The following is a 14202-nucleotide window of genomic DNA, read 5'->3' as shown; positions in this document are numbered from 1 at the left end:
AGGCCGGTCTACAGATCGAGGGCCGGTCACCCTATAACTGATCCTGCTGTTTTCCTGTTCCTGATGATATTTCCATATTCGGAGAGTTCTGTGCCGTGTGTAACATAGATGCGTATGCCGGATCTCTTTGCAATGTTGAGGGCTGTCAGATCCATAAAAACATTGGGCCCGGCGCCGATGGATTTCCCTATGGCAAGGCTGATTGCCTCATCATATGTCAGTGATGGGATTTTCCTTGCATCGCTGTGCTTTCTTGGATCATCAGTATATACGCCATCCACTGAAGTTGCGTTGATCATTATGCGCGCATTTATCCTCTCTGCAAGGAGCGTGGAAACAGTGTCCGTGGTATGCCCGGGCTCAGTGCCCCCCATGACTGTGAACCGGTATATCCTGGCCAGTTCCGCAGCATCGTTTACCGTGGTGGGTATCTTGGAATTTGAATCCTCGAAGAATGTGGAAAGGGCAAGGGCGTTCATCCTTGTTGCATTAATGCCAATTTCATCCAGGACATTATCGTTCACTCCATATTTCCTGAGTTCAGAGATATATGATCGGGCAAGAGACCCGCCGCCAACAACGATGCCAAACCTGTAACCTTCACCGAATTTCTGCAATTCCCGGGCGAAACTCTCCATGAATGCCAGATTCAACCCCTCAGTTGAGATTATTGACCCACCAAGCGAAATAACTACTGATTCCATTTCAAAACGCCAATTAAGGTTATATACGATTATAAATTTTCTGAGGGATGGCAACAGACGATATGCAGATACGGAGGTACGAGTTCAAGAAAGCTCTGCAGGAGCTTGAGACCCTCAAGGGCAGGGGAACGGAACTCGTTTCACTGTATATTCCACCAAACAAGCAGATATCCGATGTGGTGCAGTATCTGCGAGAAGAATATTCAACATCATCAAACATCAAGTCCAAGTCCACCAGGAAAAATGTGCTGGCGGCAATAGAATCAATAATGTCAAGGCTGAAGTCCTACAGGTTTGCGCCTGAAACAGGACTGGTGTTCTTTGTCGGTCACGTGGCAACCAGGGGCGATCAGACCGAGATGTACGTGAAGATTATTGAACCACCCGAGCCCATACAGACCTTCATGTATACATGCGATTCCTATTTTCACCTTGAACAGCTCAAGCAGTTCCTGGTTGAGAAGGAGATATACGGCCTCATAGTCATGGACAGGAAGGAGGCCACTGTTGGTTTCCTCAACGGCACGACCATACAGGTCGTCTCCAACGAGCAGTCCCTTGTTCCAAGCAAGCATCATCAGGGGGGGCAGTCATCGCGACGGTATGAGCGGCTCATAGAGATCGCGGCCCATGAGTTTTTCAAGAAGGTTGGAGAAATCGCAAACAACGCCTTTATGCCGCTCATAAAGGACATCAAGGCTGTGTTCATTGGTGGCCCCGGTGCAACTAAGGAGTACTTCTTTGAAAAGGATTACCTCCGGAACGAGGTCAAGGCCAAGGTGAAGGACCTGCTGGATATTGGATATACTGATGAAACAGGGCTCAGGGAAATTGTTGAAAAAGCTTCTGAAACAATGAAGGAGATGCGAATAGCAAAGGAAAAAGACCTCATGAACAGGTTCATGATGGAAATCAGGAAACCCGATGGCGGGCTTGGTGTCTACGGAGAGACGGCCATCAAGAATGCACTTGAGCAGAAGTCCCTTGATCTGCTTATTATTTCAGAGGATCTCAACAAGGTTCACTACAGGTACCGATGTCCGCAATGCGGAAACACCCGCGAACTTATGACCAAGCCGGACGGAAATGTCATCTGCGACAAGTGTTCAACGCCAATGGTACTTGAGGAGGAAGAAGATCTTGTGGAGGTTTTCTACAGGCTTGCGGACGCTTCAGGTGCAAAAGTTGAGATAATATCCGGAAACAGCGACGAAGGGAAGCTACTGCAAAAAGCATTCGGCGGAATGGCGGGCATTCTGCGGTATGTTCCAAAGGCGGCAAATCCGCCGCAGCAGTAGACCTAGCCGTGGAACTGGGAGAATATTCCTGCAACCCTGGTGAGCTGTCTCATTCCTTCATCAGGGCTATGGATGCCGCTCCATTTCTCCTCATCAAGAATATCTGAAACTGTGAATACTGCTGCAGTCCTGAATCTTCTGGCCTTGCCCACTGCAAACAGTGCCGCAGCCTCCATCTCAACTGTCAGGACACCCATGGATCTGTATTCCCTCACTTCCTCAACAGTCTCGGCATAGGGGAAATCGATTGTCCAGGTTGGTCCTGCCATAAATTTCATGCCTGCGCTTCTCATGCCATTTCGAAGAAAATTAACAAGGTCAGGGCTGGGATAGTCATAGAGTGCCGGAGGAAGTATGTGATGGGAAACGCCCTCATCCCTCACGGCTTTCCGGCAAAGGACAATGTCATTTACGTTCATCTTCAGGGACAGGCCGCCGGCAATTCCAAGAATTAGGAAATTAACTGCCCCAAGGCTGTGAAGTTCATCTGCAACGGTCGCAGTCATGGCGGCTCCTGCTCCAGGCATCATCAGATACAGTGATCGTGCAGAATCTGAATAGTTACTTACGCTGACTGCATTCTTTTCACCATACGGTTCACTTACGGGCGTCAGCCCAAGATCTTCGGCGATCATTTCTGCAAGGGTTTTACTGTAAACAAATATGACATTTGCAGGTGAGGCCGGCATTCCTGCAGTGAATTCTGATGCCGCAAAAAGAGGGTGCTCTGCATGCTTCCTTGAATACTTCGGAAATTTCCTGGGGCTTATCCTGGCCATGAATTCACCGAAATCAGGAAGAAGTCCTCATCTTCTGCCCACTGGCTATGTCCACAACAAAGACATCCTTTAAAGATTTCATGGATCTCAACGGGATCATGTATCTTCCCTCCTTATCTAGAGGGAAATCACCATACCTGTTGGCGCCTGACGGCTTCACAAGAACGCTTTTTATTATGCCGGTCTCTGTGTCAACAATGATGTTGTCCACTGTGCCTATAAGCTCCCCCTCCACGGTCATGACAGACTTCTTCATAAGATCGGAGGAAAATTTGCGCATGGACATATGCTCTTCCATGTCAATCATGCTTAAGTTTTTTTGTGCACGGATGGGGACTACTGGTACAGTCCCAGATCCTGCAACTCCTTCCTCTTCTCCCTGACGCTCTTGCCCATTGATTCTGCCAGATTCTGGTAGAACTTTATTACCTCTTCGTCAACGGATGGTCTTATGATCTTAAGGGCGCTCACAAAGTGCTTCTGGGCCACCTCAGTTGCATCTGGGTTTTCCCTGTAGGCCACCATTCCAGCTTCCCTGCAGAGATTCTCAAGATCTGCACCCACGTAGCCGTCTGTCTTCTGGGCAATTTCCTTAAGGTTGACATCCTTCGCAAGCGGCATTTCCTTGGTATGGACCTGCAGTATCTTCAGCCTGGATTCTGCGTCAGGTGGGGGGATGTAAATGATCTTGTCAAACCTGCCAGCCCTCAGCAGTCCCGGATCAATTATGTCCGGCCTGTTTGTGGCTGCTAGCACTACCACACCCTGGAGTACCTCTATGCCGTCAAGGGAGGTGAGAAGCTGGTTTACGATCCTCTCCGTGACACCGGAATCACCATAGGAACCCCTTCTGGGAGCTATGGAGTCGATCTCATCCAGGAATACTATGGTGGGGGCAACCTGCTTGGCTTTCTTGAAAATCTCCCTGACAGCTTTCTCGCTTTCGCCCACCCATTTGCTCAGCACTTCTGGACCCTTGACAGATATGAAGTTGGCATTGCTCTCATTGGCAACAGCCTTGGCCAGCAGGGTCTTTCCAACTCCCGGAGGCCCGTATAGGAGGAATCCCTTTGCAGCTCTGATACCAAGCCTCTTGAAGACCTCGGGTTTTGAAAGTGGCAGCTCTACAGTTTCCCTGAGCTCAGATTTCACGTTATCCAGACCACCTATGTCTGCCCAGGTAACATTGGGGACCTCCACGGTTACTTCTCTCAGGCTGCTGGGTTCAATGGACTTAAGTGCTTCCCTGAAATCATCTTCCTTTACCTGCATCTTTTCAAGGATCTCAGTGGGAATTGGCTTATCCAGATCGATCTCTGGCAGGTACCTGCGAAGGGCAATCATTGCTGATTCCCTGGCAAGGGCAGCAAGATCAGCTCCCACAAAACCGTATGTCAGGTTTGCGATCTCGTCAAGGAACTGGTTCTTGCGATCCTCATCCATTCCCAGGGGCATTCCCCTGGTGTGGATGGCAAGTATCTCCTTCCTTCCTTTCTTGTCCGGTACCCCAATATTGATTTCGCGATCAAATCTGCCAGGCCTTCTCAGTGCAGGATCAACTGCATCAATCCTGTTTGTTGCTCCAATAACTATGACATGACCGCGTTCCTTCATACCGTCCATCAGAGTGAGCAGCTGAGCCACGACCCTTCTTTCCACCTCTCCCTGGACTTCTTCCCTCTTGGGTGCAATGGAATCAATCTCATCAATGAATATTATGGATGGTTCCGACTCTTCTGCCTTGGTGAATATCTCCCTGAGCTTCTGTTCACTCTGCCCGTAATATTTGCTCATTATTTCCGGCCCGTTAATGGAGAAGAAATTGGCTCCAGCCTCGTTTGCAACGGCTCTGGCAATTAGTGTTTTGCCTGTTCCCGGTGGCCCATGCAGCAGGACGCCCTTGGGAGGGTGAATCCCCAGCCTCTCAAAGAGCTCAGGGTGTTTGAGCGGTAGTTCTATTATCTCCCTGACTCTTGAAAGCTGGTCCGACAGGCCTCCAATGTCCTCGTAACTTATCCTTGAAACGTCCTCCAGAACCTCGGATGCAGGCTCTTCCCTTATCTCTATCTTGGTATCCTCGCCAACCTCAACCGGTACCTTGGAAGGCTGGGATTTGATGACCTTGAAAAGCAGCCCGGAGTGTCCCGCGAGGGTCAGCCCCGGCACGCTTATGTTATCGCCCTCAAGCATTGGTCTTCTTATGAGGGCTTTCTGCACGAATTCGTTTATACCTTCTCCGAACTTCAGCCGCTGATCCTTCCTTATGATTGGCGCCAGAGTGATTCTCTTCCCCTCCTCCGTGCGCACCTTCCTGACTTTTACCTTATCGCCTATTGACGCACCGCAGTTGTTTCTCATGACGCTGTCAATACGCACAATGCCCTTGTTTTCATCCTCAGGCCTTGCCCTGTAAACTCTTCCCACGGTCTTCTTATCCTTTTCGATTTCCACAACGTCTCCAATTTCTGCGCCGAGAGCTACCCTGGATTCCTCGTCCAATCGTACCCTTGACATTCCCGGATCTGTTGAATTTGCCTCGGCAACCCTAAGTATGATGCCGTCACTGTAAGCCATGATCCCCGTATTCCGTCAACAGTATAAGAAAATTCCCAAAGACGGTCGATGCAGATATTAAAGGTGTGCGGATATTTGCATATTATTCCTCTCCTGAGGCAACAGGATTTGTTCCGTAGCTTATCCAGTCGCTCCAGCTACCGGCATACAGCCTGGGGGACCTTCCTGTCAGGATCAGGGCAACAAAATTTACGCATGATGTTACTCCGGAACCACAGTAGACCACAGGTTCCCTGGCAATTCCGGCATAGATCCTTTCCAGATCAACAGTATTGCGGATTTTTCCGGGTCTCTCCTGCACCGTGGTGTATTGGATGTTTATTGCCCCTGGAATGTGCCCGGCTCTGGAATCAATGGGCTCAAATTCACCCAGGTATCTTGGCCTGGCCCTTGAATCTATGATCTCCAGGGATTCAAGATTTCTCCTTATTTCATCCATATCTGCTATTCTGGTCAGGAATTTCCCGGCTGTTGGGAGAAATGTACCCTTGTCTCGTGCGACTCCTGGAAGCGTGGAAAGCTGGTAACCGCACTCTATCCAGCCGGTTATTCCACCGTCAAGTATTCTTGTGTTTTCATGCCCCATGCAGTTCATGAGGAACCAGAGCCTTGATGCCCCTGAAAGATCGTCATCGTAACATATGATCATGGAATCGGAAGAGATGCCGAAATTCCTGAGTTTCATTGCAAGAACGGTGAAATCCGGAAGTGGGTGCCTGCCGCCATGCTCTGATCTGCTGCCTGACAGATCTGCTTCCATGTCAAGCCTGAATGAACCGGGTATGTGGCCTTCCCGATACCTTTCCATGGCCTTCTCCGGATTGCCAAGGTCATACCTGCAGTCAATCACCACTACGCTGCGGTTCCCCATATTTTCGTGAAGCCAGTTGGGTGTCACAAATATGTCTTTGTACCCTGTCATATCACCATACATGAAATAATTGCTATAAATGTTTGATCTGACATGATAATGCCTGCAGGAGAAATTGAAAGTGTAATATCTCAATAATCTATGCACGTGCATGAATTCGGAACCGTTCCAATCAATCACTGAAATGATAGGCAATACACCAATGATCAGGATCAGAAAGCTGCTGAAGCCCAGATCTGCGGACGTCTATGCCAAACTGGAATGGTTCAATATCGGTGGGTCTGTAAAGGACAGGACTGCCCTGTCACTGATAGAAACAGCCGAAGCAGCGGGGGTACTGAGGAAGGGAAAGACAATTATCGAGGCAACATCTGGAAATACAGGGATCGCTCTTGCGATGCTGGGGGCGGCCAAGGGTTACGGTGTAACAATCGTCATGTCCGAGGGAGCAAGCATAGAGCGAAGGAAGCTGATCTCAGCATATGGAGCCGATCTTGTTCTGACACCCGTTTCAAAGGGAACCGCAGGTGCAATAGAGCAGAAAGAACGCCTCATCAGGGAAAACCCCGGGAAATTCGTTTCCCTTGACCAGTTCCATGATCCTGCCAACCCCTACGTGCACTTCAACACCACGGCACGGGAAATCCTGCGCCAGATGAACTGGAAGATCGATGCCATGGTAATGACAATAGGAACAGGCGGAACAAGCACAGGAATAGCCCTCAGGCTCCGGGAGGCACTCCCTTCCGTGAAAATCATAGGGGTAACGCCGAAGGTAGGAGTGAGGATAGACGGCATAAGGAATCCTGCTGAACCCAACCCATCCAGAAATGTGCGTCTTGATCTCATGGATGAGGTCATTGAGATCGACGATATTCAGAAAGCAATGTGCTTCGAGACTGGCAGGAGGGCAGCCAGGGAAGAGGGTCTTCTGCTGGGCATGAGCTCTGCCTGCGCACTCCACGTCTCCCTGGATGTGGCAGCGAAGATTGGCAGGGGAAAGAACGTTGTCACTCTCTTTCCCGACAACGGATTGAAGTATCTCTCCACAGAACTGTTTGAAGACCTTGGGCATGCACCGTGATGGGATATCCTCTGGCTTTTTCATTGCGTCTGGGAACATTTATTATTTTTCAGGCGCTTACCACTGGTGCCGCTCTCAAAATATGATGTCATTGTAGTAGGAGCTGGAATTGTAGGTTTGACTTCTGCGTATCATCTGAAACTGGATAATCCAGACCTGAAGATTCTTGTGGTTGACCGTGCACCCACATTTGCCCAGGGAAATACTGCAAAAAGCGCCGCCGGATTCAGGGACCTTTTCTCTTCCGACGAGAATTTTAAACTTTCCTCATCCACAATTTCACAGTACAGGAGCATACAGGATTCAGGTAAATTTGACCTTGGGATGAATTTTGTGGGATATATGTTCCTGATGGGCCCCAATGATCCGAGGAAGGATCTGCTGATGGAGCTGAGTGGTCGTACAAAAATTGAATTCCTTGACAGGGATGAACTTGCATCCTACCCGTATCTCTCCCTGAAGCCCTCAGGAGAATCTGCCGGTATAATGAATCTGCCCAGTATTGAATCTGCGGCCATTGGCAAGAATTGCGGAATAATAGAGCCTGAACTGATAGCACAGTACTACTATGATGAATGTGTCAGGATCGGCGTTGAATTCAGTTTTTCCACAGAGGTTGCATCATTCAGGCTCCAGCCTGTCAACCCTCTTGATTTCCCCGGTGAGCCGTTCCTCTGGCAGGACAAGATACTCAGGACAATCGAAACAAACCGTGGGAATTTCACAGCAGACATATTCATAGCAGCCACAGACGCATGGACAACGGCGCTTCTTGATCCAACCGGCATTGACTGCCACATCAGGCCAAAGAAAAGGCAGATATTTCAGACTGGAGGGAAGGAGGTGGAGAAAGTCCTCTTCGGATGGGAGAGAAACAGTGACGGTGTGCTTCCATTCACAATTGTCCCTTCCCGTGGAGTATACATCAGGCCAGCCCCAAGATTCCGTTCACTCTGGCTGGGGGTTGCGGATGATTATAACAGGGATTTTTCATTCACTGAGAATCCCGAGGCTGAGAGAAGTTTCTACGATTACAGCGTATCACAGATCATCACTTCCTACTTCCCCTCCCTTACAGAACAGAAGGTTACTGGAATGTGGGCCGGGTATTATTCATACAATACCGTGGATAAGACGCCATACATATTCCGGGACCTGAACATAATTGTGGCAACTGGAACCAGCGGCAGTGGCATACTGAAGGGGGATGCCATAGGGCGTGTTGTATCGGCTCTCTATTCCGGGAAGGAAACTGCCAGGCTTCATGGAGGGCAAGAAATTAAAGTTGAATCCCTTGGGGTGCACAATCGCAGCGCGGCAAGCGAAAATCTGGTTCTCTAGGCAATGATCGACCCGTTGGAATCTGTAAGGAACCTGCATTTCTCATCGCTGCCTGATATTACGGAAGCATATGTTGAATAGTCAGCAATGTCAAGGGAATGGATCATTCCGGACACAATTTTCCTGTATTCCTCAAGAGTAATCCTGAGTGCTGAAAACTCAAGTCTTGCCCCCCTCATGGGTACAACCACGTGCCGCATGTTCTCCTGATCAAATACGCGCTGGTAATCACGCAGGGTGCCTTTTTCCAGTTGCCCTGAGAAATTTTGAGTCTCATCCGGCGGGATGGCCAGGAATATCTTTCTCTCGAAAGAGAATAGATCCATGCTGTTCCTGACAGGTACGCCTGTATACCGATTTGAGAATGTTACGTGATGGCAGGCGCTGCACAATGATATGAGATTTTTGAAGGAATCGTTCCCGCCGTCCTTTCTTGGCACAATGTGATGCACTTCGAGATCAAAATGCACCTTATTGTAAAGATCTGCAGAATCAACCTGGGTGAATGTGCCTTTTCCACAGACCCTGCATCGGTAATCGTCCCTCAACAGGACTGCTTTTGAAATAGTCTGCCATGGTACGTTCTTTCCCCTGCTTTCCCCTCTGGGATCAAAATCCTCAACCTGCGCAATCCTGAACATGCTGGAAACATCCATCAGGCGTACATGGGGAAGCCTCGGAATATCCTTAAAAACACTCTCCTGCAGGGCTGGATGTTCTAGCATTACTCTTTCCTATGGCATTACGGCAATTAAGCGTTTTCCATGAAGAATTCCTGGGCCTCCTTGCCGAATCTGTCACCATCAGGCAACTTTTCCGGGCTTTTTCCCCAGATAAATTTCTCCTTTCTTCCCTCAGTGAATTCCTCTATGACGGATCGATCCTGGCTCATGAGTACTATGCTGGGGCCGGTATCCGCAGTATAATGCAGTGCAGAATTCTTTTGCGTGAATTCCTTCAGGTCGTTGATTATGGAAAGACTTTCAGGTATCTGTATAAAGTTCCCGGTGGAGAGGATAACGGAGTTGAGTTTGAACATTTCATCCTGTGCCCTGGTCAGGAGATTTTCAATGGAGAATCCATTCTGTATTTCCTCAAGAATCCTGTCAAATTTCTCAGCCTCCCACCTGCCGTAAAAAGGGGATGATTCTGCCAGCGTGTGGGCATCATCCGTAAGCCAACCTGAGGGCATGGGGAATGCGCCGAAGTGGATCTTCTTCTGGTCAACGGGAAGCCGGATGCCATGGCATTCTTTCTCGTTTATATAGGGATACGATAACCACATGGACACGCCACCCGTGACCGATCTGGTTCCGGACCCGGAAACAAGCCTTGCCAGCCTGGATACAAGTTCATCATTCCTGGCAGCGGTTTCTTCCAGTGCACAGGATGTGATCGATCTCGCCACGGCTGCAGCCACCGCTGCTGATTCTCCCAGACCCTTTGCATTATCATATTTTCTTATTCTTCTGATATAGAAAAGGAATGAACCTGTTATACCGTAAAGGCTCTTGAAGAACGAAAGTGCCTTTCGTGCACGATCCTGATACTTCCTGTCGGTGGAACCATCAAGGGAAACCAGGTCTGATGCAGGTTTCTCGATGTATTTGCAGTATGATACAGCGTAACTGAAATCGGTGAGCAATGATATAGAAGGAAAATTTGCAATATTCAGTGATCGGTCGAAATAGCCCAGGAACTTCTCAAGACCTATTATGGGATAACCGTAGCCCACACCAGTCTTTTCCGATTCCAGATTTGCGGTACCTACTGCAGCTTCCCGCCATATGCCAAGCCTGATAAGTTCCCGGTGAATCAGGTCTCCCAGTTCCTTAGGATCGGACATGCTTATCATTTACTTAACGTAATCAAGTATTTGTTCCCTTGTTTTCGTATAATCCAGATTATCGAAGGCTCTGATACCAAATTTTCCACACTCCTCTAAAGAGTAAGACATCATTATCCTGTAACGGTCCAGCTGGTCGGCCAGTCTCTTTCCGGGGGAATTGAAATGTGTATATTGCTGTCTCTCATTGAGGCGCTTTGCATTCAGGTCCCTATCAGAGATGTATATGTAGAGCGGGGTGATTTCCGAAAGAACATTTTCATCAAGTTGCGAGGGTACAAAATACAGGGTTTCAAGTATGAGGGACTCGCCATTGGCAATGGCGCGCTTCAGCACTGCGTTTGTCCCACTGTTGATAACTCTAGCCTGGTCAAGGAACCCTTTCAGAACTGTATTCTGTGATTCCGACCCATAGGTCTTCCATGCATCATAAACACTGACCTGCAGAACCTCAAGATCGGGGCAAACCGGCCTGACAAATTCCCGAAGATAGTCACCGGAAAGTACAAGGTCAATGCCAAGTTCTCTTGCAATGTATCCGGATATGCTGGATTTTCCAACACCCGGTATACCTCCCATAAGGATGATCTTTGCTCTCCTGTCTGAATGATTCATTGATCCGGCCATCTTTTCATCAAATCCCTTGAATCTATTATCTCTGTTGACTGGGAGATAATGTCAAGTGCCTCATAATAAATTCTCTCAGAGTAACTGGAAACGGCATCTGAAACCACAATGGGCATTATTCCGTGATCAAGGCCGGACAGGGCACTCCTCAATATTGCTGTTTCAGTGTGAAAACCCATAATTAGGGCATACGTTGTCTGATTTCTACCAAGAAGATCAAGGAGGGTAGAGCTGCTGAAGATATCGTCGTTTTCTGTTCTTATTGAATCACTGATTCTTCCCAACATTGACGCAAACTGTGAATCAAAATCTCGGTCAAGAACAGATTTTGGTGCCTTTCTTTGCAGTCTCCTTTCTGCCTTCATCTGTCTGTATGTCTTGAAACCGTCCTGAGGATTGGACGTTAAGACGTGAATCACGGGAATTTTATTTTTTTCTGCAAGATTATGCAGGTAGGTCGCAGCATTCAGGAATTCAAGTTTGCTGAACACATCCCTGAAGTGGTCCGGTGTGAGATTTATGGCAACAATGGCAGTGTCTGCTGGAGTAATATGCTGGACAATATTGAAATCAGTACCAATCTCTGCCATGACCACCGGATACTGCGACTGAATTTTATAATTTCTTTTGTAATCTTCAGAGAGGAGAAGATTTGCAAACGAAGAATCTATTGGAAACGACCATATGCATGGGGCAAACCCAAGGGCAGTGGGGAATTTAAGCCTCATAAACCCGATAATAAGGGTGTGAAATGGAATAAGACCTTTGGATATGATGATGAAGGCACCATAGGTGAAGCAGGAACCCCCGATACTTTAGCATGGAGAGGAAGTAAGTAATTGGGAAATTACCAAGCTTCGTTCGAGATTTTATACTGGAGATACAAGACGGCGACAACTATGCGGTCTAGGCATATGCCAAAAACATAGGCCTATCGCACTTAGAATGAGGAAAGCCAATACTCTCTGAACTAATCCAGCTTATGTTTTCTCACTAAATCTGTTAGATTCTTTAACATTGGGAAACGAATTTTTATAATTAAAGGTTCCATCCAAATTTAAATTAATGGCAAAAATTTTTGTTGTAAGGCATGCTGAAACAGAGGCTGTACCAAACATACCTGCTGATCAGTGGAAGCTCAAGGATGGTTCGTTTGATGCTATAAAAACAATGATGAAGGGCGTAGATATCACCGATGTCCAAACCATATATTACAGCCCGCTTGTCAAGGCAAAACATACGGCACTGATCATTAGTGAGTTTTTCGGCATTGCATTAGAAGAACGTCAATGCTTGAGAGAAGTTGAAAGATACTTTGGATTTATAGATGAGGAGACTTTCAGGACACGCGTTCTGGAATATTTTTCCGGGTGTGATGATCAGAATTTTGAAAGTTATAGTACTGCCAGAGACAGGATAATTTCATGTTTGAAAAGTCTTATAGCAGGGGGTCCTGGTAAATCCATATTAATCGTCTCTCACGGAATGATTATTTCAATACTTTACAGTCATCTCCTCGGGGTTTCCAAAGGTTATGGAGATTGGCAAAAAATTAAGATGCCTGATCTCTCTATATTGGACATGGACAATAATGTCGTTGAGAAAGGGTTCTTCCAAGGTTTCAAAATCAAGAACCCATTATGGCCTGGCCCAGATAGTAAAGATGATTCTGAACCACGATGTTAAGAACTAAAGTTTATAAACTTCGCATTTAGGGCAAGACTGGAAAAACAGGTCTTTATCAATGGCTCTTTGTCTCCAACTTGTGGACCATCTCAATGAGCTACGTATCTATAGGGTCTATTCATCACTAATCTTTCTCCTTGCCGATACTTGCTCTTCCCTCTCTTTTGCAGGCATTTCTCTTGCCAGATGATAATATTTATAAGTGTAATTTCAACCATTATTTTAACGAAATTGAGCGGGAAATCCCCTTTCGAAAGATAGGGGAGGAGATCATTGTCGATGCTGTCCTAATTATTCCTGTAAAAAAGACAGGATATCTTTGCTGACCCGGTCCAGTTAGATCAAAGGCAATGGATTCAGGGTCAAGCCACTTTAACGTCTAATAGGTATTCTTTGGATCTCTTTGATTTCATCGAAATCCGCATCATCTGTTATAATTTTAAAGATATTTCGCTCAATTGCACAAGACAGGTGAATAGAATCCCTAGGTTTCAGGTTGTATTTTTCACGGAGGGCTTGGCTTCTCCTTATGACCTCATCGTCTACTGCTATAAATCGCAGGAATGGAAAATTCAGGAACTTTTTGCCAATCTCAATAGCATCGGTTTTCCCCAAGGTTCGTTCAATAACATAAGAGACTTCATCCCAAGTTAAAGTTGAAGTGTATGCTTGTATATCTTTTCTCTCTATTTGTGATAATATCTCCCTTGCTCTTTCAGACTCTTTAAGATCACCGTAAAGTACCGGGTATAAGAAAACGTTGGAATCAATGTAAAACGTTTCTTTCATATTGTTCCTCGGTTATTTTCTTAATATCAGCCCTCTTCGTGAGCTTCTTTGAATAGGTTGTACAATAATAATCTACATAAGTTACTGATTCTGGTTTTAGTTTTCGTATTATAACCGAATCATCCATAATATCAACAATAACTTCAGAATATTCCTTGATTCCGATTTTATCCCTGATGTCTTTTGGTATGACTACCTGACCTTTAGGTCCTACTGTTGTTTTCTTTTCCATATACTGTTTATATGTATAACTTATATTTATACATTTTAGTAAGCCACAAATAATGCGATGGAGTGTGTGGCATCATCACCATGAATTTCACTGTACAGGAGAACCATGTAACACAGTTTTAGATTATTATTCAAAAAATTTGCATTTAGAGTTAATCCAAACTTCTTCCAGTCACACTTCTTAGAGAAAGACTACTTACTCACTTTTATACAATTTTTAGCATCTTTCATATATTCCCGGTTAATCCCTTATTACATTGCGGAGGTTGTCGAGCTAGGTTAAAGGCGATGGATTTAGGGTCCATTCCCGTAGGGGTCCGAGGGTTCGAATCCCTCCCTCCGCATAAAAACCAAAATTTACATAATGCTTTT

Annotated in this window: 15 protein-coding genes and 1 tRNA gene; 5 read left to right on the top strand and 11 right to left on the bottom strand. The window is 46.6% G+C overall.

Annotated features, from left to right (window positions below):
- Positions 1–26: 26 nt before the first annotated feature.
- Complete coding sequence (pyrH, locus tag RE469_00265; protein WMT44654.1) at positions 27–704, bottom strand: UMP kinase; 678 nt, start codon at positions 702–704, stop codon at positions 27–29.
- 47 nt (positions 705–751) lie between these two features.
- Between pyrH and prf1 the strand changes: the two genes are divergently transcribed.
- Positions 752–2002, top strand: coding sequence for a peptide chain release factor aRF-1 (prf1, locus tag RE469_00260; protein ID WMT44653.1), 1251 nt, complete (start codon positions 752–754; stop codon positions 2000–2002).
- A gap of 2 nt (positions 2003–2004) precedes the next feature.
- Here the strand turns inward: prf1 and RE469_00255 are convergent, their stop codons facing one another.
- The 4 genes from RE469_00255 to RE469_00240 all read right to left on the bottom strand — a co-directional run bounded on the left by RE469_00255 (position 2005) and on the right by RE469_00240 (position 6277).
- Entirely contained in the window at positions 2005–2781 is a 777-nt protein-coding gene (locus RE469_00255; protein WMT44652.1) for a nucleoside phosphorylase, read from the bottom strand.
- A 13-nt stretch (positions 2782–2794) separates the two neighbouring features.
- Positions 2795–3088 carry a PRC-barrel domain-containing protein gene (locus RE469_00250; protein ID WMT44651.1) on the bottom strand — a complete coding sequence of 98 codons (294 nt, stop codon included), beginning with the start codon at positions 3086–3088 and terminating at the stop codon, positions 2795–2797.
- Positions 3089–3117: 29 nt separating this feature from the next.
- Positions 3118–5355 carry a VCP-like ATPase gene (gene vat / locus RE469_00245; protein ID WMT44650.1) on the bottom strand — a complete coding sequence of 746 codons (2238 nt, stop codon included), beginning with the start codon at positions 5353–5355 and terminating at the stop codon, positions 3118–3120.
- Between the two features lie 82 nt (positions 5356–5437).
- Positions 5438–6277: a sulfurtransferase gene (locus tag RE469_00240; protein WMT44649.1), complete on the bottom strand. Its 840-nt coding sequence runs from the start codon at positions 6275–6277 to the stop codon at positions 5438–5440.
- A 100-nt stretch (positions 6278–6377) separates the two neighbouring features.
- Here RE469_00240 and RE469_00235 point away from each other — a divergent pair, with 100 nt between their 5' ends.
- Positions 6378–7310, top strand: coding sequence for a PLP-dependent cysteine synthase family protein (locus tag RE469_00235; protein ID WMT44648.1), 933 nt, complete (start codon positions 6378–6380; stop codon positions 7308–7310).
- Between the two features lie 66 nt (positions 7311–7376).
- Positions 7377–8651 (top strand): FAD-binding oxidoreductase, encoded by a 1275-nt coding sequence (locus RE469_00230; GenBank protein ID WMT44647.1) that lies wholly within the window; start codon positions 7377–7379, stop codon positions 8649–8651.
- Here the strand turns inward: RE469_00230 and RE469_00225 are convergent.
- The 4 genes from RE469_00225 to RE469_00210 are packed head-to-tail and all read right to left on the bottom strand — an operon-like array spanning position 8648 to position 11852.
- Positions 8648–9376 (bottom strand): HNH endonuclease signature motif containing protein, encoded by a 729-nt coding sequence (locus RE469_00225; GenBank protein ID WMT44646.1) that lies wholly within the window; start codon positions 9374–9376, stop codon positions 8648–8650. The two genes, RE469_00230 and RE469_00225, sit on opposite strands and share 4 nt — an antisense overlap.
- A gap of 26 nt (positions 9377–9402) precedes the next feature.
- Complete coding sequence (locus RE469_00220) at positions 9403–10497, bottom strand: mevalonate pyrophosphate decarboxylase (protein ID WMT44645.1); 1095 nt, start codon at positions 10495–10497, stop codon at positions 9403–9405.
- A 9-nt stretch (positions 10498–10506) separates the two neighbouring features.
- Complete coding sequence (locus tag RE469_00215) at positions 10507–11112, bottom strand: mevalonate-3-phosphate 5-kinase (protein ID WMT44644.1); 606 nt, start codon at positions 11110–11112, stop codon at positions 10507–10509.
- Positions 11109–11852, bottom strand: a complete 744-nt coding sequence (locus RE469_00210) for a cysteine hydrolase family protein (GenBank protein ID WMT44643.1) — start codon at positions 11850–11852, stop codon at positions 11109–11111. Before RE469_00210 ends, RE469_00215 begins: the two co-directional genes overlap by 4 nt.
- A 337-nt stretch (positions 11853–12189) precedes the next feature.
- Between RE469_00210 and RE469_00205 the strand changes: the two genes are divergently transcribed.
- Positions 12190–12810 (top strand): histidine phosphatase family protein, encoded by a 621-nt coding sequence (locus tag RE469_00205; GenBank protein WMT44642.1) that lies wholly within the window; start codon positions 12190–12192, stop codon positions 12808–12810.
- A gap of 372 nt (positions 12811–13182) precedes the next feature.
- On the opposite strand, the gene RE469_00200 is transcribed toward RE469_00205, so the two are convergent.
- Complete coding sequence (locus RE469_00200; GenBank protein WMT44641.1) at positions 13183–13599, bottom strand: type II toxin-antitoxin system VapC family toxin; 417 nt, start codon at positions 13597–13599, stop codon at positions 13183–13185.
- Entirely contained in the window at positions 13577–13831 is a 255-nt protein-coding gene (locus RE469_00195; GenBank protein WMT44640.1) for an AbrB/MazE/SpoVT family DNA-binding domain-containing protein, read from the bottom strand. The genes RE469_00200 and RE469_00195 overlap by 23 nt, the downstream gene beginning before the upstream one ends.
- Before the next feature lie 258 nt (positions 13832–14089).
- On the opposite strand from RE469_00195, the gene RE469_00190 reads away from it, so the two are divergent.
- Positions 14090–14174 (top strand) — tRNA-Leu (locus RE469_00190).
- The last annotated feature ends 28 nt before the right edge of the window (positions 14175–14202 follow it).

Origin of the sequence: Cuniculiplasma divulgatum (assembly GCA_031200235.1) — an archaeon.
In the GTDB taxonomy this organism is placed as follows: domain Archaea; phylum Thermoplasmatota; class Thermoplasmata; order Thermoplasmatales; family Thermoplasmataceae; genus UBA509.
The sequence above is the reverse complement of the archived record's forward strand: the minus strand, read 5'-3'. Positions and strand labels throughout refer to the sequence as shown.